Raw genomic sequence first — 25,180 nt, 5'->3', positions numbered from 1 at the left:
AAATAGCTCATGAAAAGTACTAACGCGTCCCAATTGCCTCGTGGCCGCGCCCAACTTCGGCAAGTTCTCGCCGGATCGGGTGACGTGATCAAAATTGCCGACGTGACGAAGGCGCTCGCTGTTTCGCGAACCGAAGCCGCCAAGCGCCTCGCACGATGGCGTGAGCAAGGTTGGCTGCGCCGGGTCGGGTCTGGCGCCTATGTCCCGGCCTCGATCGACACGCTCGGTTCGGAACGGGTTCTCGATGATGCCTGGGTTCTCGTACCCGCGCTCTTCGCGCCCGCCTATATCGCTGGCCGTACCGCCGCGGAGCATTGGGATCTGACCGAGCAGATTTTCAAAGACATCGTGGTCGTCACCGGACAAGCTATCCGCGAGAGGCATCAGACGAAGCAGGGCTTCGAATTCACGCTCAAGCACCTGAAGCCCGAAAAAATCTTCGGAACCAAGCCGATTTGGCGCCACAACACCAAGGTGTCCGTCTCCGACGTTCACCGGACAATCATCGATATGCTCGACGATCCCGCGCTTGGCGGCGGCATTCAGCAAGTGTCGGATTGCCTCGATGTGTACTTCAAACGATCGGACCGAATGGATCAGAAGCTGATCGAATACGGCGATCAGCTAGGCAACGGCGCCGTGTTCAAGCGGCTTGGCTTCCTCGCGGAAGGACGCGATGACAGCACCGCGCTCATCGAACTCTGCCGTGCGCGCCTGACGGCAGGCAACGCCAAGCTCGATCCTGCTTTGGATTGCAAGCGACTCATCTCAAGATGGCGGCTCCTCATTCCGCCATCCTGGGCGCCCGGAGCTATGGATTGATCGACAGGCGCGAAATCCTCGACCTCGCCGAGCAGACATCGCTCAACCCGCATGTCATCGAGAAGGATTATGTCCTCGGCTGGATGCTCGCCGGCATCTATGCCCATGAGGAGCTTGCCGAAAGCTGGATCTTCAAGGGCGGAACCTGTCTTAAGAAATGCTTCTTCGAGACCTACCGATTCTCCGAGGATCTCGACTTTACGCTGCGCAACGAGGCGCATCTTGACGAAGCCCTTCTTAAGCGCGTCTTCGCCGAAGTCGGCGCTTGGGTTTACGACGAGACCGGCATCGAAATCCCCGCCGACCAGCTGGAATTCGAAATCCTCAAGAATCCGCGCGGTAACCTCTCATGCCAGGGCAAGATCAGCTACAAGGGACCGGTTTCGCCAACGCGGCCCTTGTCACGCATCAAGCTCGACTTGACCGCCGATGAACGCGTCGTCCTGGACCCCGAGACCGTGGAAATCTTCCATCCCTATTCCGACGCGCCGGAGGAAGGGATCGAGGTGCTCGCCTACGACTATGTCGAAGCCTTCGCCGAGAAATTCAGGGCCCTCGCCGAGCGCACCCGGCCGCGCGACCTTTACGACGTGGTCAACCTCTACCGGAACGCCGACGCCCGGCCCGAGCAGCAGCAGTTCGTCACAGTGCTGCGAGAGAAATGCGCGTTCAAGGGCCTCCAACTGCCGCAGCTTGCCGACATCGAGCCCCATCGCGGCGATGTCGAGGCGGGCTGGTCTGGCATGCTTAACCATCAGCTTCCGGCTTTGCTGCCAATCACGTCCTTCTGGGACGCTTTGCCGGAGATATTCAAGTGGCTCCACGGCCAGGTTGCGGCGCCGGTCCTGCCGATGATGCCGCCTATGGGCGGGGCGACCGACGAAATCATCCGTCAGCGCATTATCGGTCTTCCGGCAGGATCGCGCGGCCAAACCTTCATCGAGATCATTCGGTTCGCGGCTGTCAACCGGCTGCTGGTCAACATCGACTACCGCGACCAGAAGGGTAAACGCTCGACACGCGCAATCGAAGCTTACTCGCTGCGCCGTTCCCGCGCTGGCGATGTTCTGTTGATGGCCGTTCGCGCGGAAGATGGTCAACCGCGTAGCTATCGCCTCGACGGCATTCTCGGGGTCTCGCAGACGCAGACAACGTTCTCGCCACGCTATCCGATTGAGTTGACGCCGACCGGCCCGTGGTCGATCCCTCCAACGTTACGGCCCGCGGGTAATGCGGCGCCGCGAACTTCGACGCGCCGCCGATCGCGGGCGTCCAGCGGCACCACCACCTACGTCTTTCGTTGCACGGTCTGTGGTAAGCTGTTTGAGCGCAAGAGCTACGACGGAACGCTGCGGCCGCATAAAAACCGCGCCGGCTACCAGTGCTACGGCACCTACGGGACTTACGTCCGAACGAAATATTAGTCCGGGGGGCCGCATGAACAAGCTTCAACCGGCTTTGGCTCTTTTGGATCGCTTCGAGTGCGGAGATTTTGTTCAGCCGATAGAGGAAGAGAGCTCGATCGTTCAACCGAACAGTCCTGGTTTCGCTCAGCGTCGTGACGAACTTGGATTCCGCCCCTCGGAGGTTCGATCCTTTCCGCCCCAGCCACCCATTCCCGCTTTCGGCCAGGCTCCCCAAGAGACGCGAGCACAGCCGGCAAATCCGGGCTTTTCGCGTATTCAGGTTTGTCTCTGGACTCTCGGTTCGCTCGACATGAGGCGGAAATCGCCGAAAGTCTCCGGCCTCGTTCGCGAATATTCCCGTTTTGCGGAGACTATCGGCGGAGACCGGTTCGATCCCGACTGCCGCCCGAGCGGTGGTCAAGTTGGTTTAAGAGAAAATCCCTTAGCCACGCGTCTCTTGGAATAGGCTTTGCCCCAGTCAACGATCGTTGGGATAGTGGAGCAAAAAAGCAACGCCCGGAGCCACGATGGATTTGGATGAAGAACGCGCGCGGTACCTGGCTCTGCTCGATGAAACACGCGAGGAGCAGGCCTACCAAGCTTACCTCGAAAAGCACACCCGATTCATTCCGCGCGAGTTCGTGCAGAACCACGGCATCGGACTCAGCCTCGTTCTCCGTAAGCTCCCTTTCGGCGCCGACTACAAGACCGATTTTTTTTATTTCTCGAAGAGCACCGATGATTGGAATGCTGTGTTTATCGAGCTTGAAACGCCGTCATCGCGTTTCTTTAAGGGTAACACCAACGAGTTTCACGGGGACTTCGTGCACGCGTTGCAGCAGATCAACCAGTGGAAGGCGTGGTTTCTATCAGATCAAAACAAGGCCGGGTTTCTCTCAACCGTCAGCGCTATTCAGGTGCCGCGCCACATGGCCAAGAATCCAACCTACAATAAATTCGTTCTCGTATTTGGACGGCGGGCAGAATACGAGGGAAACGAGCACCGTCGGCAGCTTGTAAAGGCCGTCGAAGCGGATGATTTCAAGATCATCACGTTTGACAGTCTGGCTGAAGGCCTTGGCCAAAAATGGGAGCTTGCCGTCGGTAGCCGGCACAACCAGTTCATCGACATCCTGTCGGATAAGGTGATTGATGCCGGAATGTATGCGTGGATGGAGCCAACGCAGCTTCAGGTAAGTCGGGCGCTTCACGCGGAGCTCAGCAAGGGCGGCTCCAATCACTTTATTTTCCGAGACGGTCAGCGGCACGAAGTGCTGAGTGCCGTAGCTCCCTTGGTAAGGGTACGGTCCGCGTGAGGCCGAAGCTACCTAGGGGCTACGTAAAACAACGGCGCAAGGTTGTCTCTTGACGCTGCGGAGTGCTCCAAATGTGGTACGATGAGCTAGCCGGAACGTCGTGGGCGAGCCTTTGGTCAGATTACGTTTCATGCGGAGGAAAATGCCCCGGCATTCGCAGGTTTAATCAGTCTTGTCCGGCATGCGGTGGTGCTCCGTTCGACACGTCGCCTCAGACTGTTACCATTGATGGCAGAACGGTTGTCGTACCTGCGGCGTTTGCGGGCGCGGAAAGTCGCTACGAGGACTATATCTATCTCCAAATGCTTCAGCGCGAATGGGAGCGTCCAGTTGTTGAATTTCAGCGTTTCATGCATTTCGAAGATGCGGAGGGCCCGTCAGCGCAAGCGGCATTGGTGTTGCTGTTCTGGAGCTACTTCGAAACTCGCATCGAGCGACTTCACCGCTCGGCAATGCGCTCACTTCCACAGCAGGTCTTAGACGACGCTTTGCGGCGCTACTCCGGAATCGGAGCCCGTCTCTACGACTTGTACAAGGTGTTTTTCGGGACAAACTATTTTGATGATCTTCGAGCGCAGGGATTTGGTGACGTGGCTGACCTACTGAAAGACGTTCATCGCCGCAGAAACGAGTTCAGTCATGGAAAGCCACAGGCTATTAATGATGCGACGGTTAAGGCCATCGTCGAAAGTCTCAAGGTCGAGCATGAGGCGTGGATCGCAGTATTCAATTCGCGAGTGAAGGCCTGATCTAGCTGTGGGCGAAGCAAAGCGAAAAAGAGAAGCCGTTTTGAATAGCCCTTGCCCGTGCGGTAAGACGCGTTCGGGGTGGCTGTGTTGTTTCAATGGCAAGGACTGGCACAAGCCATCCACTGTCCTTGGTTTGAGAGCGCTTCCCCAGGCATCGAGTGTCGCCAAATGCTATATGCGTGACCTGGGTTCGTGTGTCGGCCCTATCTCGGGCGAGCACATTATCTCGGAGTCGGTCATCCGAGTCCTAATGGGTGACGGCGATTTCTCGGTTGGCGGACTTCCCTGGCTTCCGCCAGGCGAGGAAAAGATTTTGGCTCCTGGAAACCTTACGACGAATTGTCTTTGCACCAAGCACAACAGCGCTCTTCATCCGCTCGATGATGCTGCCAAGTATTTCTTCGCTTCGCTCAAGTCATATCTGGAGGGGGAAGCGGGATCGAGACACTCCCTTGTCTCGGGGCATGATCTTGAACGTTGGCTGCTAAAGACAGCCAAGGCGGCGGCGGTCTCGAAGAATCTTGCTAGGGGCAGTGCGCCGCTATCTGGCGCGTTCTCGCGTGACGCAGCGCTGTTGGACATGCTCGACGATCCCCGCGAGTGGCCGGAGGGTGCTGGTCTCTATTGCACCATGAACACAGGCGACCGAACGTTCAACCATACACGCTTCCAGCTGCAGCCCCTGACAAATGCCCAGGAGGATATCGAAGCACTGGCGCTAAACATCTTAGGTCTAGGCTTCGTGTTGCTGCTCGAACCTCTGGACGAGAGCAAATATCCGTTTCTGCGTGGAGCACGATATCGACCGGGAAGGATCGTCATATCGTACCCGACTTCGACCAACTGGCTGACGATGAGCTGGGATGACGGCAGAGCGCACGAGCCGCTGACGATGCAATTCGTTCAGCCGTTGCTCGCCAAGCTATAAGGCGTTCACACAATTTGTGAAGCGTAAGCCGACTCGTAAATTTTCTTGCCTTCCTGCGTCTCAAGGCGAAGAAGACAATACAGCTCCCAATAGCGGCTCCAACGCTCGTCATCCGGCGGGAGATATTCGATGGGCAGCCCGAGTTGCTTCGCGTCGGCGTAGTCAATGGGTTGGCCGTGTGTTTTCCATTGGCTGGCGCTCATCAGCGCCTGGGAAATCGTCGAACTCGGCGCGCCGCGACGCTTGAGCATGTCCTCGGCAAACGTCCTCACGCGGTCGCGGATGCCCTGAAATTTCTTAACGGTCCGGGCGTCAAAACTATCAAGCATCAACAACGCGATTGGATCGTTAGGATTCTTGCGCATCACTTCGCAGTGTTCCTCGTAAGCCTCCAAATAGCCCATCACAGAATAGGTCAGCTCGTTGCCGCGAGCATCCTTCAGGAGGAATTGTGGATCAATCATGCCAAGCTCGGAGGTGGTGCTCATGATGATCTTGCTGGCGGCGAGCGCCATCAGAGTGCCGGCGCTCTTCGCTAGGTCGGGCACGATCACGCGGAATGGCTTCGTGCCGGCTTTTGCCAGCACGAGCTTGACCAGTTTCTCGCAGGCGTCGACGTCACCGCCGCCGGTATTGAGAAGGAGATCGATCGGCGTATTTTCGGGAATGTTGTGGAGCATCTCCACAAACCCAATCACATCGTTACGGTCGATCTCGGTCTCCAAGCTTGAAATGTAGCAGATAAGCTTTGTGCCTTCGGATGCGTTTATCTGCTTGATGAGCTCCTGGCGTTGGTAGCGACCTGCGTTCATCGCCGCATACATTGGCGTCTTCGTGAGAGGACGCTCAGCTTTTGCCGGCGTCGTCTCAGACGCCGGAAGGGGCTCCTGAACGTCATCACTCACCGAACGAATCCTTCATCCAGTCGACTTTCCCGTTTCTTATGAAGTAGTGACATCTGCGTCGGCCATCATAGTAGTTCACGCTTGGCGAAAGCGAAAGAGGACCCTCAACCCCAGATATTTGCCAGAACGGACTGCGCCCACGATCGAGGTTGAGCATGATGCGATGGCCGCTTCGGCAGGGGCAGTCGAACGCAATCCATTTCGGCCGCGTTAGGGCGCCGACGGCGACAGCCGTATTGCTCGGTAGCTTCTCCGGAATTTCATCAGCCGATTCGACCTTGCCGATGCAGTACAGCAGCGGCTGACGTGTCAGCGACTGCGGAAGCCAGTCGAGCCGTGGCCACTGCCACCGCGGCAGATGTGTCAGCCATTGCGGAAGCCAGTCGATCCATCGCCACTGCCACCAACGAATCTTCATGCCCCGGGCCACGCTTGTTCAAGAAAGGGATTACCCTCGCCCTTGCCGATCTTCTGGCTTTCCGGGTTGCAGTAATGACCTGGTCGCGGCTTCGCGTTGTTGGTTGAGATTTCTCTCTCGTGCCAGCGGAACAGAACCTCCGTTGGCCTTGGGCTGGGCCCGAAGCCGATCAGGCGTTCCAGGAGCTCGTTAATTGCGGCAGACGCGATGCTCGTGGTGAACGTCACCACCGCTGGTTCAACGCCTCCCAGGACGGGCGCATAGCCTTCGTTTTCAAGCCGTATCCGCTCCTCCGGCGTTCGCAGCTCGGTTTGCGCGCGAGCAAGGTCGATCCGGTCGCGGCAGACGAGGCAAGCCCCACCTGGCGTAAGGGTTGTCACGCGGCCGTTGATGCTTGCCAGCGCTCCATCGCCGCCCAGTAGCACGCCGCAATCGATAACGGGGGTAGCCAGGAAGGTCGAGAATCGGGACAGAACCAGGCGGCCGGCGTTGTCATCGGTGCAACCGAAGACAACGTCGCAAGGGATCAACTCGCGCGCCGTCTTCTCAAGCGTCACCATTGCCGCCACGGTATGGCATTCAAGATCGGGCGCGATCGCCGTCAGGTGGCTTTGCAGCACCGCCGTTTTCGATTTGCCGACTGCGGCAGATGTTGAGCCGTAGACCCGCGTGATGTTGCTCTCGGTCAGCGTATCGGCGTCGATCATGGTGAGGTGGCGAACGCCGAGACGCACTAACTGCTCGGCGACCGCTGACCCGGTGCCGCCGCAGCCAACGATGCCTACCCGCAGTGCGCCAAGCGTTTGCTGGATATCAGGGCCGAATGCGCGGACGCTCCGGTCAAAGATCGCGGGAATCCACGGAGCGGTCGAATTGAACGGGTGGACGAGCTGCCACTTGTCGCCGACACACCACAAGCGGTCGATCGGCGCCTGCCCGCCGTCGCCGAAATGCACCTCGCCTGTGAAGGTGATTCCATCATCGCGCGGCGACGCGATTAGCGTGACGTATAGTTCCGAGCCCGAACGTAGCCGGAAAAGGTCGGAGATATCTTGATCGACCTTGCGGTCGGCCATGCTCGGTGTCGGGTGACCGACTGTGCCGGGATGCGTGTGAAACCAGATCGGAATGGCGCCAATACACTCGGCTTCGGCTAGGGCAGGGACGTAACCCTGCGACGCGATTGCTAGGTGATCGCCTTCACGCGCGAGATAGGCGTCTTGCGGCACCCAGCGCATTCCACGTCCGAGAAGCCGGATATCGCCATTCGGCGCGCGGGCGATTCCCGCGAGCAGCACGCCTGCGGTTTCCACCGAAAGTCTAGCGGTCTGTTCGATTTCCTGGAACAGCGGCTCTGTCAGGACCAATGTGATTGTCATGATCCCCCCGGCGCCGCTTTCAGCAGCTCGTTTCTGATCAAGGCGAAGTAGCTTTGAAGCGAGTCGATCCCCGAGCGCCATTGGCCCGGTTGGAAATGCCGCGACCAGCGTTGCCACTGGCGTCCGAGATGACCCTCGCGGGCCTCGGTTGCCTGAATCACAACGCCGTCTGTTCGGCGTACAGGTGGATCAAACCACCACATGTCGGGCGGTACGTCGGGATACCCGGGAGCCAGGCGCAGGAGGAGATCGCTAGCTTCCTGATCGAACCCCTTTGGAAGGGGGTACGACGGAACGAGCACGCAGATAACGCCGCCTTCTGCGGTGATCTGATGGCCGGGGGCCTTGATGTTCAGATATTCGATGTCGTGTGAAGGCAGCACTGCGGTCATTCCTTAGATGAGGCCCGGGTTGATCTGCGCGGGCGCGGTGAAAAAGCGCAGGCCATCGCGCATCTTCACTTTCTGCGTGTCCTCGATTTTTACGTCAGAGCCACCCGGCACGACCTCGAACAGGTCACGGTCAGGGCCGATGGGTGGGTTGGGCAGCGCCCGAAGCTGAGCGCCCGTCAGGAAGTGCTCCTTCACCTTGAACTCGGTGCGGTCGATCTTGATCTCGTACGGGTGCTGCCGCTCCTCAAGTTCCTTCAGCTCTTCCGGCTCCCGGCGCCCGAACTCCTCCAGCTCCTTCTTCTGCCGTTCCTCGAACTCGCGCAGCTCGCGAATCTGGCGTTCCTTAAAGGCGTCCAGTTCCTTCTCGCGGGCTTCCCGTCCGGGTTCGTCGTCATGCTCAGCCATCGTGGTACCTCCATTAGATGATACCAAGATACCATGACTCCAAGCCACTTGACAAGTCCGGTGTTCAGGTGCATTCATGGAGCCATGAAAACCAGCAAAGCGATGACCATCCGCCTGACCGAAGAACAGGCCGAAGCGCTTGAGACCGTTGCATCAGTCGAGCAGCGTGCCGTTTCGGATGTGATTCGTGCCGCCATCAGCGAGCACATCGAAAGTCGGCGCAAAGACCCCGCCTTTCAGGAGGACCTGAAAGCCCGGCTTGCGCGCGCGCGTCGTCTGCTGGCCCGGCAGGCCGGCACCGAATAGCCGACCGTCACAGCAGCTTTTGCAATTCGCTCCTGAGCGGTCCGCTATTACCAAGGAAGCTCGCGATCATCGCGGGCAGGAAGGTTTTGGCGTCGACTCGATCAAGGTTGAGCGGGTGGCCGGTATGGCGACTGAGAAGATGCATAAAAGCTAACTGGGATCTACCGTTCCCTTCGCGAAACGGATGAATAGCATTGAGTTCAGCCAAGAAATCGGCGGCTGCATCCAAAAAGTCTGCTGCGCTTGCGCCAGGCTTTAACGCCGGAGGCTCAAGCTTCTTGAACAACTGATTCATGCTTGAGGCGATGTGCTCGGGGTAGCAGAACCAGTTCCCTCCCTTTGCTGTGCGGACGGTCCGGTACTTCCCGGCCCAGGTATAAACATCCTGGAACAGATGATGATGGACGCTTCTATAATGCGCTGGCGTAAAGCGTCCCTCAGGTAGGGGCTCTCGCGATCTCAACGCCATCATTTCGAGTTCGAACGCGTCCAGGGTTTTCGCATCCCTGAGGCGGGCTCTGTTCTTAAGGACGGATGTACCTTTGTAGCAATAGGGGTCGTCGGATACGTCGTAGCCGCTCAATTCGGTTAGCGGCCTTTAGGTTGGACGTACGCCCTCAATACCTCAGCCCGCTTTTGAGCGGGCGTCAGTTTTGATTTGTTGAGGGCCGACAGGCGCTCCCTAGAAGCCTTACCCAGCTTCAACCCTTCGACAGCCGAAATGGCCGCAAAAGTCTTGTCTCCCAAGATGCGGGAGGAGGAATTGACGCTGGAGCCTTTGCGCCTATCAGTCATGAGCGAACCATAACACGGATTCTAGTGGGAGGCGAAGACGAACTTTCATATACATTACCAAGCGTTATCGCCATCTTAGCAGTTATATGTGGTCGGAAGCCGCCGAGAGCCAGGGGGCAGGCGATGCCTGGGAGGAGCAACTCGGAGACTGAAGACCCCGACGACTATGTCCCGGTCGTGCTTCAACGGTTCGAAGGAGCCGAGCCATCGATGCCGAACGGCTTCTTGGTTCATAAGTCGAATCTACGCAGGTCTAATCACATACCGATAGAGTTGTGGTGCGTCCTCGTTGTGGCCCCACCAATAGTCATATTCGCCGACGAAGGCAGAACGGTTAAATTTTCCGGCCATCGCTTGCGCCAGGGTGCAGGCGGCGGCGTATCCGTCGGCGGCGCCGACGGGACGCCTGCTCGTCGGCTGGGAGTCGGGCCGGACTGGCCACGACCAGATTTCCTCGTACACGCCGATAAGCACCCGGCTTCTCCTTTGAAATTCGCCTAGGTCGCAATTTATCAACGAGAGGTTAAGAGAAATCTGAGCGTCGCGGATTGTTGGCTGAACGAATTGAAATAAATGAGGAAATTGGAATTTAATCGCTGGTCTTCATGTCAACGATCGATAACATTTTCGGTTTGTTGCCGAACGTTGACATTTTCAGATTGTTAGCGAACGCTGACATATGCTAAAGTAAGCGAACGCTGACATATGGAAATCGCATGCTCATCCGTACACCTGCCGAACTCGGCGCCATTCTTCGCGACCGGCGCAAGAAGCTTAAACTCGACCAATCGACGCTTGCCAAACGCATTGGCGTCAGCCGGCAATGGGTGATCGAGGTCGAGCAAGGACACGCGCGCGCTGAGCTCGGGCTGATCCTCCGCGCTCTTGATGCCCTCGACATCCGTCTGGATGCGGGCACCGAACAAACACCCGCCCGGCGCATCACCAAGCCTGGCATCGATATCAATGCCATCGTGGCCAGGGCCAGGAAAAAAAAGGCATGACCAGCGAACTCGTTGTTCTGCTGGATGGCCGGGAAGTTGGCCGCGTGCGCAACGATGCCCGCGGCCGGCTCACCCTCGTCTATGACGAAGATTGGCGCCAAGCCGAGGGAGCCTATCCGTTGTCGCTCTCCATGCCGCTTGCTGCCGAAGAGCATGGTCCTTCTCGCGTACAGGCCTTCCTCTGGGGACTTCTGCCCGACAACGAGCGGGTGCTCGAGCGGTGGGCCAAGAAATTTCAGGTGTCGGCGCGCAACGTGTTTGCCCTTATCTCCCATGTAGGTGAGGACTGCGCAGGTGCCGTCCAGTTCGTCACGCCCGATCGGCTGGCAGCCTTGCGAAGCGGGGCCGAGGACAAGGTCGAATGGCTTGACGAGGCGGCGATCGCCAAGCGTCTGCAAGCGTTGCGCGAGGATCACGCCGCATGGCGGCTGCCGCGCGACACCGGACAATTCAGCCTTGCGGGCGCCCAGCCCAAGACCGCCTTGCTTCTGCAAAAGGGCAGGTGGGGAATACCATCCGGGCGCATTCCGACGACGCATATCCTAAAACCGCCAACCGGACATTTCGACGGACATGCGGAAAATGAGCACATATGCCTCCTGCTTGCGGGCCATCTCGGTCTGCCCGTCGCCGACACCAAGGTGATGCGCTTTGGAGAAGAAGTCGCCATCGTCATCGAGCGCTACGATCGGCAGTTCAGCGGGAATGCGATCATCCGTGTTCATCAGGAGGATATCTGCCAGGCGCTCGGCATCCCGCCGACCAGCAAGTATCAAAACGAAGGCGGCCCCAGCCCCGTCGATGTTATCGAGCTTTTGCGCACCTACTCCACGGATCGTGTCGCCGACGTTGACACGTTTGTCGACGCGCTGGGCTTCAACTGGCTCATTGCGGGTACGGATGCGCATGCCAAGAATTACTCGCTACTGCTGGCTGGCGGTCCACACGTGCGGCTCGCGCCGCTCTACGACATCGCCAGCATTCTTCCCTACGATGACGTCGACATGCAGAAGATCAAGCTCGCGATGAAAATCGGCGGCGAATACAAGCTCAGCCTGATTGGCTTGCGCCATTGGCAGAAGTTCGCCCGTGAAACGCGCCTTGATCCGGACAAGGTCATCGCCGGACTGATTTCTATGGCCGAACAGCTTCCTGACGTTGTGTCTGCCGTGCGAGCACAAGTGCAGAAAGACGGCCTGGATAACGCCATCATCGGGCGCCTCGCTGAGCAACTGACCGCCAGAGCCCAACAATGCCATCGGCAGCTCAGCGGGAACTAGTGGTTTTCCGGCTACGATCGCCAGCAGGATGATGATCGGCAGCGTGGTGTTCGATCACGCCCGCATGTCATTATTGGGCGCCGATGATGATCATCATCATCATCAGCAGCATCACGATGATCGGCGTGCTGGTATCGAGCGAGCCTTGGAAGATGATGCAGCCAGATTGCTCGAGGTTGCCGCCAGGAGGTGTCCGGGCTCCTCAGCGCCGCAATCGGAGCAGATGCGAGGCACCCTGAGGTTGGAAGAGGTTCATCGCAGCCCACGACTTTGGCCACTACGTGCTCTGTGCCCGAACTTATGCTGACTGTGATCGCGACTATCGCTCCGATTCGGCGGAAATTTCGTTGCGTGTTGTCGTCAGGCAACAGGGGAGCGAACGTACCTGACACGATCAAATCGTTCGGATAGCCTGCGCCTTTCCGGTCAGAATTGAGGAGCCAGCGCGTGGCCGACCCTGTCGATACCGATCCGCCCGGCAAGGGCTCGGTGCCATCCTTCGAGAACAGCAACGACGCCCCAACAATCTACTTTGATATTGCTCCTGCGTACGGGGTCATGAGCGGCATCGTGCAGGTTGAGCTGGGTGCCCGCATTCTCGTCCCGCACCAGGACGACACGGTAGACGTCCGGTTCGTGTCCTGCGGACGACTTCGGTGCAGCGCTGCCGCCGCGGTGCATCTCAGGAATGCGATCGACGCCTCCTTAAAAATGCTGGAGCAGCCGCAGCCTAACCCGGTTGGCGCGTCGAAGCTTAACTGAGCGGACGTGTGGCAGGCGGACTTTTTCACGATCTGGAAGCCATTCGCTTCCAGCTCGGCCAGTACCACCTTGGTCAGGTGCGCGCACTCCTCAGGCTGCATCCAATGGTCGTGCGAAGCAGGGTCATCTTCTCGGGGATATTTTACAAAAGCAGAATGGATTGCAGCGCAAATAACGTCTCTCGGGTCGGTCATTTGTGCCTCCTGCCGAACCGATAGCATGTCGGCAGCGGAAAAATCGATCTAGCGAGGTCGTCATTCGATCGTGTTGCAAGTCACTGAGTTGCTGAAGGAGATTCCTATTTTCTTGTTGGTACTGGCGGTTCGCTGATTCGGCTCATCCTTGGGTCGCCGCGTGTCCTTCGATCTTGCGCCAGGCTTTGGTGCATGCCCAGCAATTCCGCGTTCCCAATTTTTCTTTCCCAAACGCAGAATAGGGGAGATAAAGGGGCACTGATCGGACAGGCAGGTTGGAATGCGCGGCGTCGTTTTGGCTTTGGTCGTCGTCCTTGCCTCCTGCAACAAAGCCTTGGCCTGGGGTGACGAGGGGCATCAGATTATCTGCGAGATCGCTTTCAGGCTGGTTCAGCCGGACACCCGCGCTGCCGTTCGTAAGCTGATCCAGGCCGACACCCAATTTGACACGTTCTCGCAGTCCTGCGTGTTCCCGGATCATCCACGCGTTCGTGCCCCGGAGCACTTTGTCAATCTGACACGCAATTCGACGGGGCTAGCATCCGACGAATGCCCGCAAGCTCCGGCTTGCGTGGTGCAGGCCATCCTGAAAGATTCCAGGATCGTCAAATCCAGGCATGAGAAGGCAGTCGACCGGCTGATAGCGCTCAAATCGCTCGGGCATTGGGTGGGCGATGTTCATCAACCGCTCCATGTGTCCTTTGAGGATGACCGTGGAGGCAACAATATCCGGGTCACCGGCCAATGCTCAGGCAATCTTCATAGTGCGTGGGATAGTTGCCTTGTTTTGGGCGCGGTCGGACCGGATGTGTCCGACGCCGCGACGGAATTGATCGAGGCGATGACGCCAGAAATGAAGACGAAGTGGAGTTCGCCCGACCCGCGTGAATGGGCCAATGAGTCCTTCGCCATCACCGTATCCACGACGACACGATACTGTGTCGTGCAAGGGGCATCCTGCGACAAGCCTGAGGGCAGCGTAGCGGTCGACACGGACTATTTGGCCGCGAATGAGCCGGTTGTCCGGGAGCAGCTGCAGAAGGCCGGATTTAGGCTTGCCCGGTTGCTGGACAGCATTTTTTCCGATTGATGTTGTTCATCTTCCATTGGCCGCAGGAAGATAACGTCACGTATTGATCGTGGGCGCATCCGCTGGTCGCGGACCGGGCTCTCGTGAACCGAGCCGCCGAGGCGTCTCGGCCGGTGGCTTCGATCCCTTGCGCCATACGGTGTCGCTCGCCGGAGGCTCTCGCGTTAGGGGCCGCCGGCATTGCATGCCGGCGCCGCTATCACTGCCCCGAACGCGGGTGCCTTCTTAACCGGTCTCGCGACTGCAGTCGCCTCGGTGCCCGCGGTCATTTCATGCCCGCGTCGCTATCACTGCCCCTTCGTCGGCTGCCTTCTCTCTTGCCTCCGCTGCGCTTCGGCCGAAGAGTCTCTCCGTGGGATATTTAGTACGCAACGCGCGGTACGCTGACTGCGGAGTCGTCAAGAGCAAGAGGAGAGCCGGGATTTTCGTGACGGGTTGGAGGCCGAGAGAGAGTCTTTCGGCCGCCCGTCATGGAGAATCCGACATGGCAAGCGCCCAGAAGATCAAACTCAGTCCATCCCGGGATATTCCCTTCAACAAGCTTGTGCTCAGCCAGTCCAACGTCCGGCGCGTCAAGTCTGGCGTTTCGATCGAGCAGCTCGCCGAGAGCATCGCGCTGCGTACCCTGTTGCAGAGCCTGAATGTCCGGGCCATCGTCGATGCAGAGGGCAACGAAACTGGCATGTTCGAGGTCCCGGCCGGCGGCAGGCGCTACCGCGCGCTGGAACTTCTCGTGAAGCAAAAGCGCATGGCCAAGACGCAGCCCGTTCCCTGCGTCGTGCGCGAGGGCGGTATTGCCGAAGACGATTCGCTTGCCGAGAATGACGAGAGGGTTGGGCTCCATCCGCTCGATCAGTTCCGAGCGTTTCAGACCTTGCTCGACGCCGGCTTGCCCGAGGAGGAGATCGCGGCCCGGCACTTCGTGACGACGGCCATCGTGAAGCAACGACTGCGGCTGGCGTCCGTGTCGCCAAAGCTGCACGAAGTCTATGCCGAAGACGGCATGACCCTCGACCAGCTCATGGCGTTCTCGGTGACTGGCGATCATGCTCGCCAAGAGCAGGTTTGGGAAAACGTCAGCCGCTCTGGCTACGATGAGCCCTATCAAATCCGACGCATGCTCACCGAGAACACCGTCCGCGCGTCTGATCGACGCGCGCAGTTCATTGGGCTCGCTGCTTACGAGCAAGCCGGCGGCGGCGTTTTGCGGGATCTGTTCGAGCCCGATGACGGCGGCTGGCTTCAGGACATCCCGTTGCTTGATCGTCTCGTAACCGAAAAACTCAAGGTCGAGGCTGAGACGATTGCCGCTGAAGGTTGGAAGTGGATCTCGGTGGCCGTCGATTTCCCCTTCGATCACACCCGGGGCCATCGCGAGCTCGAGGGCAAACCTGTGGGCCTATCCCCCGAGGAGCAGGCCACCATCGACGCGCTCAACGCCGAGCAGGCCAAACTTGAATCCGATTATCAGGATGCCGACGAGTTGCCCGATGAGGTCGATCAGCGTCTCGGCGAAATCGAGTCGGCATTGATGGCGTTCGAAGACCGGCCGGTGCTCTACGATCCGACGGAGATCGCCCGAGCCGGTGTCTTCATCAGCATCGATTCCGAAGGACGTCTTTCGGTGGACCGGGGTTACGTCAGGCCAGAGGATGACGTGCCGGCAATCGATCCCGATGTCGGGCAGGGTGCCGATCCGTCGTCGACCGAAGGGCAAGAGGCTAGCACTTCGGTCCAGCGTACGGTGATCGCAGTCGCCGCTCACCCGGCCGATGCCGAGGAAGATGATGACGATGCGGCAAGGCCATTGCCGGATCGGCTCATCACCGAGCTGACTGCGCATCGTACACTGGCATTGCGGGATGCGTTGGCAGAAAATCCTGCCGTCGCGTTCCAGGCGGTTCTGCACAACTTCGTGCTGACGGCCTTCTACCGGTTCGCGTCGTCCGGAAGCTGTCTTGAGATCGGACTTCACACGCCGACCTTTCCAGCTCAAGCCCCGGGGCTGAGGGAAAGCGCGTCTGCGAAGACTGTCGAGGCGCGGCATGGGTCTTGGAAAGCACGGTTGCCGAAGAGCGAAAAAGATCTCTGGGATGCGCTCACAGCGCTCGACGGCGAGGCGCAGGCGTCCCTGTTCGCTCACTGTGCGTCATTTGCGGTCAACGCCCTCTATGAGCCGGCGAACCGCTACAATCAGGGCCGTGTCTCCACTCATGGCGTCCGCACGCGGCTCGACCAGGCGGAGGTGCTGGCCCGCGCTGTCGGCCTCGACATGGTCCAGGCTGGCTGGAGACCGACTGCCGACAACTATCTCGGCCGGGTCACCAAACCCCGCATTCTGGAGGCGGTGCGGGAAGCAAGAGGCGAGTCTTCGGCGCAACTGATCGACCACCTGAAGAAGGCGGACATGGCCAAGGAGGCCGAGCGCCTCCTCGATGGCTCGGGCTGGTTGCCGGAGCCGCTGCGTCTCGTCGAGCCCAACGCATCGCCAACGGAAGAGGAGGGTGAAGCGGGCCCATTGCCCGACTTCCTCGCCGACGACGAGGAGGATCGGGCGAACGCCGGCGACGATGATCCGCAACGGCTCGATGCGGCTGAGTGACATCACAGAGCGGGATGGCTCCGGCCGTCCTGCAGTTTTGGGGACCGGTGCAGAGCGCCGGTCCCCTTTTTATTGGCGACGGCTGAGAGGTAGAGCCGGGCCGGGAAGGGTTTGAATCGCCGCGGTCTTAAGGAGAGCGCCGGGCGGTTCGACCGTTCCCGCTCTCCCGAGAAATCCTGCCATGACCGAATCTCTTGCCGGCGGCGCCGCCGCCGCGCCGCTCTCGATGCGTGCCGCTGCAAGTCTCACTTCTGCCGCCGTTAGGGCCGCGCGGCAGCTCCTGACTGATCTCGAACGCGGCCGTCGCATCGATGCCACCGTTCTGCGTAGCGCCATGGAGGCGGCCTTCGGCGCCTCGGACGCGGCCGGCGCTTGGAACTGGAAGACCGCCTATGACGTCTGCGAGGCGGCAACCGTTCTGTTCCTTCGCAAGTTCGGCCCGGCCATCCGCTCCAAGGCTGGCTCGACCGCTGCCATGCTGCCGATGCTTGCGAGAATCGCGAGCTGTCTGCCGACCCATACGCGACGCTCCGAGGACAGTCAGGCGTTTCAGCAATTCTCAACGCCGGTCCCGCTTGGGCTGGCTGCATGCACGGCAGCCGTCATCACGCCTGCCGATCGTGTTCTGGAGCCCTCTGCCGGAACCGGCTTGCTCGCCATCTTTGCCGAGCTCGCCGGTGGCGCCCTGATGTTGAACGAGTTGGCCGAGGCCCGCGCGGCACTGCTCGACCATCTGTTCGCCAATACTAAAGTCACGCGCTTCGACGCCGCCTACATCGATGACCACCTCGATGCGAGTGTCGTACCGAGCGTCGTCCTGATGAACCCGCCGTTCTCGGCGGTGGCGAATGTCGATCGACGGATGTCGGACGCGGCTGTACGGCACATCGCTTCAGCCCTGGCACGCCTTTGCGACGGCGGTCGTCTCGTCGCTATCACCGGCGAGAACCTTGCGCCGGATAACCCGGTATGGACCGATGCTTTCGTTCGCCTCCAGGAACGCGGGCGGGTGGTGTTTTCTGCCGCCATCGACGGCGCCGTTTACGCCAAGCACGGAACCCAGACGGGCACGAGGCTGCTTGTGATCGACAAGCAGCCCACCGCGGATCCGAAGGTTTTTCCTGCTTCGCCAGGCATGGCGAGCGATGTCGCCACCTTGCTTGACTGGGTGACACAGCAGGTGCCTCCGAGGCTACCCGTTGTCACGCCGGTAGTGGTCGACATCACCAAGCGCCCTCCGATATCGCGATCGGTCGGCGTCTCTTCGCCACGCCCATCGTCCACTTCGAGCGGCGCAGCGCCTGAAGGCGTAGAGCTGATCTACGAGACGGTCGAATGGTCGCCGCCGGAAGGCGCCCGAATGACCGATGCGCTTTATGAGGAATACGGATTGCAGTCGATCCGTATTCCCGGATCGTGCGCACATCCGACCAAGCTCGTGCAGTCCGCAGCGATGGCATCCGTTGCGCCACCGAAACCGACCTACCGTCCGCACCTGCTTTCGAGTCTGGTGGCAGATGGACTTCTGTCGGACGCGCAGCTCGAGAGTATCATCTATGCCGGCGAAGCGCATTCCGAGTTTCTTGCGGGTTCCTGGACCGTCGATGCGACTTTTGACGTCGTGGCCGCCGCGCGTTACGACGCCAAGAATGCCGTCCGCTTTCGCCGCGGCTGGTTTTTGGGCGATGGCACCGGCGCGGGCAAGGGGCGGCAGGTCGCCGGAATCTTGCTCGACAACTGGCTCAAGGGCCGCCGCCGTGCGGTCTGGATCAGCAAGTCCGACAAGCTGATCGAGGACGCGCAGCGCGACTGGTCCGCGCTTGGCATGGAGCGGCTGCTTGTAACGCCGCTGTCTCGGTTCCGCCAGGGCACGGCGATCCGACTCTCGGAAGGTATCCTTTTTACCACCTACGCCACGCTGCGGACCGACGAGCGCGGCGAAAAGGTTTCGCGTGTCAGGCAGATCGTTGAATGGTTGGGCTCCGACTTCGACGGAGTGATCGTCTTCGACGAGAGCCACGCCATGCAGAATGCGGTCGGGAGTAAAGGCGAGCGCGGCGACCAGGCGGCCTCTCAGCAGGGGCGCGCGGGCCTGAGGCTCCAGCACGCGTCGCCGAATGCTCGCGTGGTTTATGTGTCGGCAACGGGCGCCACCACGGTCCACAACCTCGCTTATGCCCAACGCCTCGGCCTTTGGGGCGGCGTCGACTTCCCGTTCGCCACACGTGCCGAGTTCGTCGAAGCGATCGAAGAGGGTGGGGTCGCGGCCATGGAGGTGCTGGCGCGGGATCTCAAGGCGCTCGGTCTCTACACTGCCCGCTCGCTCTCTTACGAGGGAGTCGAGTACGACCTCGTTGAGCACCAGCTTACGCCAGAGCAGGTTCGCATCTACAACGCCTATGCAGATGCGTTCAGCATCATCCACAACAACCTCGACGCGGCGATGCGGGCCGCCAACATCACCAGCGAAACCGGAACGCTGAACGGGCAGGCAAGATCCGCGGCACGATCCGCCTTCGAAAGTGCCAAGCAGCGCTTCTTCGGTCATCTCCTGACTTCGATGAAGACGCCTTCGCTGATTCGATCGATCGAGCGCGATCTCGACGCTGGCCATGCGGCCGTGATCCAGATCGTGTCGACGGGCGAAGCGCTGATGGAGCGCCGGCTCGTCGAGATCCCGACCGAGGAGTGGGGCGACATTCAGGTCGACATCACCCCGCGCGAGTATGTGCTCGACTATCTCGCCCATTCCTTTCCGGTCCAACTCTATGAGCCCTTCACCGACTCGGAGGGCAATCTGTGTTCCCGGCCTGTCTATCGCGACGGCCAGCCGGTCGAGAGCCGGGAGGCCGTCGCTCGTCGCGACCGTCTCATCGAGAAGCTCGCCTCGCTGCCGCCAGTGCCTGGCGCGCTGGATCAGGTCGTACAGCGCTTCGGCACCGACGTGGTCGCCGAGGTGACCGGCCGCTCGCGCCGCGTCATCCGCAAGGGCGACCGGCTGGTGGTTGAAAGTCGAGCCGGCTCGGCCAATCTCGCCGAGACCTCGGCCTTCATGGATGACGTCAAGCGCATCCTCGTGTTCTCCGATGCGGGCGGCACGGGGCGCAGTTATCATGCCGAGTTGTCGGCACGGAATAGACGACTTCGCGTGCATTACCTGCTCGAACCTGGTTGGAAAGCGGACGCCGCCATTCAAGGCCTTGGCCGCACCAACCGGACGAACCAGGCGCAACCGCCGTTGTTTCGTCCCATTGCGACCGACGTGAAGGCGGAAAAGCGCTTTCTCAGCACCATTGCCCGCCGGCTCGACACATTGGGGGCCATTACGCGCGGCCAGCGCCAGACCGGAGGGCAGGGGCTGTTCCGGCCCGAGGACAATCTCGAAAGCCAGTACGGTCGTGATGCGTTGCGTCAACTCTATACGCTGCTTGCGCGAGGCAAGGTCGAGGGATGCTCGCTCGAAAGGTTCGAGGATACGACCGGCCTGAAGCTGACGGATGCCAATGGGCTCAGGGATGATCTGCCGCCAATCACGACTTTCCTGAACAGGCTGTTGGCGCTTACCATCGACCTGCAGAATGTTCTGTTCTCCGCTTTCGAGCACCTCTTGACCGCTCGGATCGAGGGCGCGGTCGCGTCGGGCACCTACGACGTCGGACTGGAAACGCTCCGAGCCGAAAGCTTTGTCGTCACCGACCGGCGGACGATTTATGCCCATCCGGGTACTGGCGCCGAGACCCGGCTGCTCACAATCACGCAGCGTCAGCGCAATCATCCTGTGCGTCTGGATGACGCTCTCGATCGTCTTTCCGATCGTCGCGCTGTCCTACTGATCAATGAGCGCTCGGGACGAGCCGCCGTGCAGGTGCCGGCGGCAAGCGTGATGCTCGACGACGGCGAGATCGAGCGGCGCGTCCGCCTGATCCGGCCGATGGAGCAGCACAAAGTCCCCCTGACCATGATGGCGGAGAGCCATTGGGCCGAGGCGGACCGTGAACGCTTTGCCGCGGCCTGGCTGGCCGAGCTTGCCGAGATCCCCGAGTTCACGGACAGCACGATCCACGTGGTGGCGGGCCTGCTGCTACCTATCTGGAAGCGGCTGCCGAACGAATCGACCCGTGTCTATCGCCTTCAGACCGATGCGGGCGAGCGCATCATCGGCCGTAAGGTTTCCGCCACCTGGGTCGCAACCGTCCTTGCGGCTGATACACCCGCGCTGACGCCCGACGCTGCCTTTGCCGCACTGATGGAGGGACGAGCCGTCCTTGATCTTACGGAGGGACTCCAGCTTCGCCGTGTCCGGGTGATGGGTGCATACCGCATCGAATTGTCCGGGTTCAACGACACGATGCGCGATCGCCTCCGTGCTTACGGCCTTTTTGGCGAGATCATCTCCTGGAAGTTGCGCATGTTCGTGTCTACGGACACAAGCGGCGTCGAAGTCCTGTCGAAGGTGCTTGACAGCTATCCCGTGGCGCGCATCGGTGAACGGGAGGCCGCCTGATGTCCCGCGATGCCTCCGAACTGGCAGGCCGCCTCGCGCTCGAGGCCGAGGCGGTGTGCCGACACTATCTCTCCAATGGCAAGCGGGCGGGGCGGCACTGGGTGGTCGGCGACGTCCACAATACACCGGGCCGCTCGCTCTTCGTGCGACTCCAGGAATCGCCGAAGGGGCCCGCCGGAAAGTGGACTGATGCAGCGACCGGGGAACATGGCGATCTCCTCGACATTATTCGCCAGAGCCTGGGCCTTCGAGACTTCCGCGAGGTCGCCGAGGAGGCGAGGCGCTTTCTGAAGCTGCCTCGTCTCGATCAGCAACTGGCGCCGAAACCCATTCGTTTGTTTGCGCAAGCCGGATCGCAAGAGGCGGCTCGTCGGCTCTTTGCGATGTCCAGCTCGATTGAAGGGACGGTGGTCGAGACGTATTTGCAGCGTCGCGGAATAGCCCACATCCACCATGGTGGGAGCCTCCGCTTCCACCCACGTTGCTACTATCGGCCGGACGAACATTTGCCGACCGAAACATGGCCGGCGATGATCGCCTGCGTCACCGACCTCGATGGACGGATCACAGGCGCGCACCGCACCTGGCTCGATCCCGACGCCTTTGATCGCGTGCGACTCGGCAAGGCTCCGGTCGAAACGCCACGACGGGCCATGGGCGACCTCCTCGGTAACGCCGTTCGCTTCGGTGTGGTGGACGACGTGCTCGCTGCTGGCGAAGGTATCGAGACCATGCTGTCGCTACGTCACGCACTGCCGACCTTGCCTATGGCCGCAGCGCTTTCGGCCAATCACCTCTCAGCGATGTTGCTGCCGGCTGGCCTGCGTCGCCTCTATATCGCTCGTGACGCCGATGCTGCCGGAGATGTTGTGCAGACGACTCTCACTCAGCGCGCGGAAGCTGCCGGCGTTGAAGCGATCGCGCTGTCGCCCCGGCTAGGTGATTTCAACGAAGATCTGCACATCTTCGGGCTCGAGGCCCTCCGAGCAGCGTTGCGGCTCCAACTCGTACCAGAGGACGTCGTCAGCTTCGTGCATTCATCGACGGTACCTGCGGAATAGCCCTGGTACTTCGATCGACGTCGACAGGTCGGCCACGACGCGGCCAATGCCGGAAGAGGACGCGACCTCGGCCTTCTAGAGGGCGATCGGACGGCAAGCAGCCCGGGCCGGCAATGGCTATGTCCGGCTATTTTCCGCCGCGCGCCGGCGATGAGAAGACACATTAGCCACCTGACCGGCGCGCTTTGCATCGCGAAGCAAAATAGCCGGCCTCCGCCATCCTCCGCTGCCGCTTCGGCCCTTCGGGTTCTGGCCCGTTCCGCCCGCCGTCTGAGTGATCGCCACGAAGGCCGCGATGGGCGCGGCCGATTCGGCAAAGGTCCTCTTCCATGACCGACCACGACGACATCGAACCGCCGCACGCCTCTTCTCCAACTGATCGTGTTCTCACCGAATTGCAGCTCTTCGGCTTCCGCCCATTCGACGACCAGCCCGATCCACGGCCGCTTCCCGAGGGCAAGATCGTCGCCGTAGCCGTCGCCGACATCTTTGATGCCCTGGTCGCCACGTTGAGGGACACGCGGCTCGAGCCGGACCTTGACGATCTGCTCTGGTCGACCGTCAACCTGTTCCATCGTGCCGTCGACCGCGTCGAACGCCAACTCGACGACAACGAGCAGGCGCAACAGAAGAGTCAGCGCGAGCAGAACGGCTCCGAAGTGCGATCGGTCGAACTCGAGCGTTTGACGGCCGAAGGCATCACGTTGATCGAGCGCCGCAACTGCCTGGAGCTCTTCCGCGATCAGGCCATCGAGCGCTTCGAGACACACACCGGATCGTCCTGGCGCCCTCGATCGGGATCACTTGTGAACCACCGCACGCTGACCGCAGCGATGATCGACTCCCGAGACTTCATCGCGGCCAAGCGTCGTGCCGAGACCGAGGTCATGTTACCGCCGGGACCGAAGATCGCACTGACCGGCGGGCTCGACTTCAACGACCACCGCCTCATCTGGGATCGCCTCGACAAGGTTCACGCAAAGCATCCCGATATGGTCCTGCTTCACGGCGGCTCCCCGAAAGGCGGCGAACTGATCGCCTCCAAATGGGCGACCAGCCGCAAGGTGCCTCAGGTCGCCTTCAAGCCCGACTGGACGAAACACGCCAAGGCCGCCCCCTTCAAGCGCAACGATGCTATACTCGAACTGCTGCCGATCGGCGTCATGCACTTCCCGGGCACAGGAATCCAGGACAACCTCGCCGACAAGGCCAGGCGCCTCGGCATCCCCGTGTGGAAGTTCGGCGGCGCGTGAGCACCGTCTTCTCGCCTCCAAGCGCTCAAAGCGGAGTTGCATGCGCCGCAACTCCGCCTCGTTTCGATCTTATGTCTGAAGTTGCGCCGTGGTGGTGGTGGAAGGCGCGACCGGCAAATCTATGACATGGAGCCACCACCATGCTCGCTCTTGGGCTTGTTCTCAACACACTAGGCATTGGTTTGTTCTGCTGGGCGATTTTCGCGCTGGCAGTTTATGCCCTGCCGTTTTTCGTCGCGTTGAGTATCGGGATGATGGCGCTACAGAGCGGCGCCGGTGTCGTTGGTGCGTTGCTCATCGGAACGGCCGGTGGCGTGCTCACGCTTGTCCTCGGTCAGACCGCCGTCGCCGTTGGTCGCTCCTTGACCTTGCGCATCGCTATCGCGACAGCATTCGCTGTTCCTGCTGCCGTCGCGGGCTATCATCTGGTGTTCGCCCTGTCTCAGATCGGGGTATCTTCGATGGCTTGGCGTGAGGCCTTCGCTTGCCTCGGCGCGGTTTGCGTTGCCGGCACGGCTTGGACGCGCTTGACTGTTTTTGCGGAGGCCCGCCCGCTCAGTTCGGTTGGGGCGGTGGAGAAGCCGTCTCAACCAATTCTTACGGCCGCTACGCGCGAGGGATGACCGTTCACCGCCTTCGCCGCGCTCGTCGTCGAACAGGTTAGCGTAGATCGGCCTGTTGAACGATGGATGATCGGGACCTGAGTGAGGAGGGGCGCAATCCTCCTCGGAATGCCCTGACCAAGCCGCGACCATTTCCGGTTCAACCACATAACTGCGGCGGAGCGGCGTCATTTCGATCGTTCCTTCGGAGGCGATACCGCCCTTTGCTGCAGATTGTTTCTCTTTCTGCGCCAAATCGTTCCGACCCCTTGTTCAGCACAGCCGAGATAGGTCACGTCTTCTCCCGAGATTGCGGTTCAGCACGCGGACGCACGTGGCCTCATTGATGGCTTGATCTGGCCGAAGACCGGCTTCGCCTCGATCGTCTGAGCCGCAACGCCGTTGCTGCGACTTTCTTCCCCTGGGCGTGCGCCCATTCCTCGCGAGGCAAGAAAGTCGCCACAACGGCGTCCTCCGCTGCGCTACGGCCCGCAAGCGGGTGCGTCGCCGATCGTCCTCGGCCTGAAAGATCGCCATCGAGGCCGCGGTGGTCGCGGGCTCGAAACACAACAGGAGAAGTGACATGGCTAACATCGGTTCTTTCAAGAAGGTCGGCAACGATTTCCAGGGCGAGATCGTCACCCTGAGCCTGCAGGCAAAGGGCGTCCGCATCGTCGCCGAGACCAACCGGTCGAATGATAACGCTCCGAGCCACCGCATCTACGTCGGCCGCGCGGATTATGCGAAGCGTGGCGTTATGCGGAGTGGTGGCGTCTGAGTGCAGGTTTTCCGCGGGTTTCGGGCTCGCCGCGCTCCACATAATCCCGAGGGAAGAGCCGCGACGGCTCGGCGGGCGAACCGTCGCGGTAGCGGTCGGTCAGCGTGACCAGACGAGGGTGTAGTCGGTCTCGCCCTTGAAGAGGTTGGCGTAGATCGGCGCCGGGAAGGACGGATCGTCGAGCTTGACCGAGTGGTACTCGGTGTTCTCCTTCGAGGTGCGGTGCCAC

General features: G+C 60.5%; 24 protein-coding genes and 1 pseudogene. 17 read left to right on the top strand and 8 right to left on the bottom strand.

Annotated elements, in window-relative coordinates:
- The first annotated feature begins 9 nt into the window (after positions 1–9).
- The 6 genes from HZB49_RS26995 (at position 10) to HZB49_RS26970 (ending at position 5,221) form a co-directional block, all read left to right on the top strand.
- Positions 10–822 carry a type IV toxin-antitoxin system AbiEi family antitoxin domain-containing protein gene (locus HZB49_RS26995; protein ID WP_291616993.1) on the top strand — a complete coding sequence of 271 codons (813 nt, stop codon included), beginning with the start codon at positions 10–12 and terminating at the stop codon, positions 820–822.
- Positions 819–2,246, top strand: coding sequence for a nucleotidyl transferase AbiEii/AbiGii toxin family protein (locus tag HZB49_RS26990; protein ID WP_291616991.1), 1,428 nt, complete (start codon positions 819–821; stop codon positions 2,244–2,246). Before HZB49_RS26995 ends, HZB49_RS26990 begins: the two co-directional genes overlap by 4 nt.
- Before the next feature lie 13 nt (positions 2,247–2,259).
- On the top strand, positions 2,260–2,694 hold the full coding sequence (locus tag HZB49_RS26985; RefSeq protein WP_291616989.1) for a hypothetical protein: 435 nt from the start codon (positions 2,260–2,262) through the stop codon (positions 2,692–2,694).
- A 61-nt stretch (positions 2,695–2,755) separates the two neighbouring features.
- On the top strand, positions 2,756–3,544 hold the full coding sequence (locus tag HZB49_RS26980; protein ID WP_291616987.1) for a Shedu anti-phage system protein SduA domain-containing protein: 789 nt from the start codon (positions 2,756–2,758) through the stop codon (positions 3,542–3,544).
- A gap of 71 nt (positions 3,545–3,615) precedes the next feature.
- Positions 3,616–4,293 carry a hypothetical protein gene (locus tag HZB49_RS26975; RefSeq protein ID WP_291616985.1) on the top strand — a complete coding sequence of 226 codons (678 nt, stop codon included), beginning with the start codon at positions 3,616–3,618 and terminating at the stop codon, positions 4,291–4,293.
- A gap of 250 nt (positions 4,294–4,543) precedes the next feature.
- Positions 4,544–5,221, top strand: coding sequence for a hypothetical protein (locus HZB49_RS26970; RefSeq protein WP_291616983.1), 678 nt, complete (start codon positions 4,544–4,546; stop codon positions 5,219–5,221).
- 5 nt (positions 5,222–5,226) lie between these two features.
- On the opposite strand, the gene HZB49_RS26965 is transcribed toward HZB49_RS26970, so the two are convergent.
- The 5 genes from HZB49_RS26965 to HZB49_RS26945 are packed head-to-tail and all read right to left on the bottom strand — an operon-like array spanning position 5,227 to position 8,720.
- Positions 5,227–6,126, bottom strand: a complete 900-nt coding sequence (locus HZB49_RS26965) for a hypothetical protein (protein ID WP_291616981.1) — start codon at positions 6,124–6,126, stop codon at positions 5,227–5,229.
- Positions 6,119–6,544 (bottom strand): DUF6527 family protein, encoded by a 426-nt coding sequence (locus HZB49_RS26960; RefSeq protein WP_291616979.1) that lies wholly within the window; start codon positions 6,542–6,544, stop codon positions 6,119–6,121. The genes HZB49_RS26965 and HZB49_RS26960 overlap by 8 nt, the downstream gene beginning before the upstream one ends.
- The gene (locus HZB49_RS26955; protein WP_291616977.1) at positions 6,541–7,923 is read right to left on the bottom strand and encodes a ThiF family adenylyltransferase; all 1,383 of its coding nucleotides are present in this window, start codon (positions 7,921–7,923) and stop codon (positions 6,541–6,543) included. The genes HZB49_RS26960 and HZB49_RS26955 overlap by 4 nt, the downstream gene beginning before the upstream one ends.
- On the bottom strand, positions 7,920–8,315 hold the full coding sequence (locus HZB49_RS26950) for an E2/UBC family protein (RefSeq protein ID WP_291616975.1): 396 nt from the start codon (positions 8,313–8,315) through the stop codon (positions 7,920–7,922). Before HZB49_RS26950 ends, HZB49_RS26955 begins: the two co-directional genes overlap by 4 nt.
- Before the next feature lie 3 nt (positions 8,316–8,318).
- Positions 8,319–8,720, bottom strand: coding sequence for a multiubiquitin domain-containing protein (locus tag HZB49_RS26945; RefSeq protein WP_291616973.1), 402 nt, complete (start codon positions 8,718–8,720; stop codon positions 8,319–8,321).
- 84 nt (positions 8,721–8,804) lie between these two features.
- On the opposite strand from HZB49_RS26945, the gene HZB49_RS26940 reads away from it, so the two are divergent.
- Positions 8,805–9,026 carry a DUF6290 family protein gene (locus HZB49_RS26940; protein WP_291616971.1) on the top strand — a complete coding sequence of 74 codons (222 nt, stop codon included), beginning with the start codon at positions 8,805–8,807 and terminating at the stop codon, positions 9,024–9,026.
- Between the two features lie 7 nt (positions 9,027–9,033).
- Here the strand turns inward: HZB49_RS26940 and HZB49_RS26935 are convergent, their stop codons facing one another.
- Positions 9,034–9,609 carry a Fic family protein gene (locus tag HZB49_RS26935; protein WP_291616969.1) on the bottom strand — a complete coding sequence of 192 codons (576 nt, stop codon included), beginning with the start codon at positions 9,607–9,609 and terminating at the stop codon, positions 9,034–9,036.
- Between the two features lie 455 nt (positions 9,610–10,064).
- Complete coding sequence (locus tag HZB49_RS26930) at positions 10,065–10,295, bottom strand: hypothetical protein (RefSeq protein ID WP_291616967.1); 231 nt, start codon at positions 10,293–10,295, stop codon at positions 10,065–10,067.
- A gap of 242 nt (positions 10,296–10,537) precedes the next feature.
- Between HZB49_RS26930 and HZB49_RS26925 the strand changes: the two genes are divergently transcribed.
- The 10 genes and pseudogenes from HZB49_RS26925 to HZB49_RS26880 all read left to right on the top strand — a co-directional run.
- Complete coding sequence (locus HZB49_RS26925) at positions 10,538–10,825, top strand: helix-turn-helix domain-containing protein (RefSeq protein WP_291616965.1); 288 nt, start codon at positions 10,538–10,540, stop codon at positions 10,823–10,825.
- Positions 10,822–12,105, top strand: a complete 1,284-nt coding sequence (locus HZB49_RS26920) for a type II toxin-antitoxin system HipA family toxin (RefSeq protein WP_291616963.1) — start codon at positions 10,822–10,824, stop codon at positions 12,103–12,105. Before HZB49_RS26925 ends, HZB49_RS26920 begins: the two co-directional genes overlap by 4 nt.
- A 447-nt stretch (positions 12,106–12,552) precedes the next feature.
- Positions 12,553–12,867 (top strand): hypothetical protein, encoded by a 315-nt coding sequence (locus tag HZB49_RS26915; protein WP_291616961.1) that lies wholly within the window; start codon positions 12,553–12,555, stop codon positions 12,865–12,867.
- Between the two features lie 474 nt (positions 12,868–13,341).
- Positions 13,342–14,151, top strand: coding sequence for a S1/P1 nuclease (locus tag HZB49_RS26910; RefSeq protein ID WP_291616959.1), 810 nt, complete (start codon positions 13,342–13,344; stop codon positions 14,149–14,151).
- A gap of 484 nt (positions 14,152–14,635) precedes the next feature.
- Positions 14,636–16,753, top strand: a complete 2,118-nt coding sequence (locus HZB49_RS26905) for a ParB/RepB/Spo0J family partition protein (RefSeq protein ID WP_291616957.1) — start codon at positions 14,636–14,638, stop codon at positions 16,751–16,753.
- A gap of 181 nt (positions 16,754–16,934) precedes the next feature.
- The gene (locus HZB49_RS26900) at positions 16,935–21,257 is read left to right on the top strand and encodes a strawberry notch family protein (protein WP_291616955.1); all 4,323 of its coding nucleotides are present in this window, start codon (positions 16,935–16,937) and stop codon (positions 21,255–21,257) included.
- Positions 21,257–22,318, top strand: coding sequence for a toprim domain-containing protein (locus tag HZB49_RS26895; RefSeq protein ID WP_291616953.1), 1,062 nt, complete (start codon positions 21,257–21,259; stop codon positions 22,316–22,318). Before HZB49_RS26900 ends, HZB49_RS26895 begins: the two co-directional genes overlap by 1 nt.
- A 329-nt stretch (positions 22,319–22,647) precedes the next feature.
- Complete coding sequence (locus HZB49_RS26890; RefSeq protein WP_291616951.1) at positions 22,648–23,571, top strand: DUF2493 domain-containing protein; 924 nt, start codon at positions 22,648–22,650, stop codon at positions 23,569–23,571.
- A 140-nt stretch (positions 23,572–23,711) separates the two neighbouring features.
- Positions 23,712–24,194: a hypothetical protein gene (locus HZB49_RS26885; protein ID WP_291616949.1), complete on the top strand. Its 483-nt coding sequence runs from the start codon at positions 23,712–23,714 to the stop codon at positions 24,192–24,194.
- 562 nt (positions 24,195–24,756) lie between these two features.
- Positions 24,757–24,912 (top strand): annotated as a pseudogene (locus tag HZB49_RS26880) (DUF736 family protein); the annotation flags it as partial.
- A gap of 138 nt (positions 24,913–25,050) precedes the next feature.
- On the opposite strand, the gene HZB49_RS26875 reads toward HZB49_RS26880, so the two are convergent.
- A partial coding sequence (locus tag HZB49_RS26875; RefSeq protein ID WP_291617069.1) for a DUF736 family protein occupies positions 25,051–25,180 on the bottom strand: 130 nt, incomplete at its 5' end.

It is taken from the genome of Bradyrhizobium sp. (genome assembly GCF_016219575.1).
Taxonomy (GTDB): Bacteria; Pseudomonadota; Alphaproteobacteria; order Rhizobiales; family Xanthobacteraceae; genus Bradyrhizobium.
The sequence above is the reverse complement of the archived record's forward strand: the minus strand, read 5'-3'. Positions and strand labels throughout refer to the sequence as shown.

Excerpts from the sequence above, each read along its gene's own strand:
- HZB49_RS26995 (WP_291616993.1), top strand. The coding sequence starts at position 10 with ATGAAAAGTACTAACGCGTCCCAATTGCCTCGTGGCCGCGCCCAACTT.
- HZB49_RS26985 (WP_291616989.1), top strand. The coding sequence starts at position 2,260 with ATGAACAAGCTTCAACCGGCTTTGGCTCTTTTGGATCGCTTCGAGTGC.
- HZB49_RS26980 (WP_291616987.1), top strand. The coding sequence starts at position 2,756 with ATGGATTTGGATGAAGAACGCGCGCGGTACCTGGCTCTGCTCGATGAA.
- HZB49_RS26975 (WP_291616985.1), top strand. The coding sequence starts at position 3,616 with ATGTGGTACGATGAGCTAGCCGGAACGTCGTGGGCGAGCCTTTGGTCA.
- HZB49_RS26970 (WP_291616983.1), top strand. The coding sequence starts at position 4,544 with ATGGGTGACGGCGATTTCTCGGTTGGCGGACTTCCCTGGCTTCCGCCA.
- HZB49_RS26960 (WP_291616979.1), bottom strand. The coding sequence starts at position 6,544 with ATGAAGATTCGTTGGTGGCAGTGGCGATGGATCGACTGGCTTCCGCAA.
- HZB49_RS26955 (WP_291616977.1), bottom strand. The coding sequence starts at position 7,923 with ATGACAATCACATTGGTCCTGACAGAGCCGCTGTTCCAGGAAATCGAA.
- HZB49_RS26950 (WP_291616975.1), bottom strand. The coding sequence starts at position 8,315 with ATGACCGCAGTGCTGCCTTCACACGACATCGAATATCTGAACATCAAG.
- HZB49_RS26945 (WP_291616973.1), bottom strand. The coding sequence starts at position 8,720 with ATGGCTGAGCATGACGACGAACCCGGACGGGAAGCCCGCGAGAAGGAA.
- HZB49_RS26940 (WP_291616971.1), top strand. The coding sequence starts at position 8,805 with ATGAAAACCAGCAAAGCGATGACCATCCGCCTGACCGAAGAACAGGCC.
- HZB49_RS26925 (WP_291616965.1), top strand. The coding sequence starts at position 10,538 with ATGCTCATCCGTACACCTGCCGAACTCGGCGCCATTCTTCGCGACCGG.
- HZB49_RS26920 (WP_291616963.1), top strand. The coding sequence starts at position 10,822 with ATGACCAGCGAACTCGTTGTTCTGCTGGATGGCCGGGAAGTTGGCCGC.
- HZB49_RS26910 (WP_291616959.1), top strand. The coding sequence starts at position 13,342 with ATGCGCGGCGTCGTTTTGGCTTTGGTCGTCGTCCTTGCCTCCTGCAAC.
- HZB49_RS26905 (WP_291616957.1), top strand. The coding sequence starts at position 14,636 with ATGGCAAGCGCCCAGAAGATCAAACTCAGTCCATCCCGGGATATTCCC.
- HZB49_RS26900 (WP_291616955.1), top strand. The coding sequence starts at position 16,935 with ATGACCGAATCTCTTGCCGGCGGCGCCGCCGCCGCGCCGCTCTCGATG.
- HZB49_RS26895 (WP_291616953.1), top strand. The coding sequence starts at position 21,257 with ATGTCCCGCGATGCCTCCGAACTGGCAGGCCGCCTCGCGCTCGAGGCC.
- HZB49_RS26890 (WP_291616951.1), top strand. The coding sequence starts at position 22,648 with ATGACCGACCACGACGACATCGAACCGCCGCACGCCTCTTCTCCAACT.
- HZB49_RS26885 (WP_291616949.1), top strand. The coding sequence starts at position 23,712 with ATGCTCGCTCTTGGGCTTGTTCTCAACACACTAGGCATTGGTTTGTTC.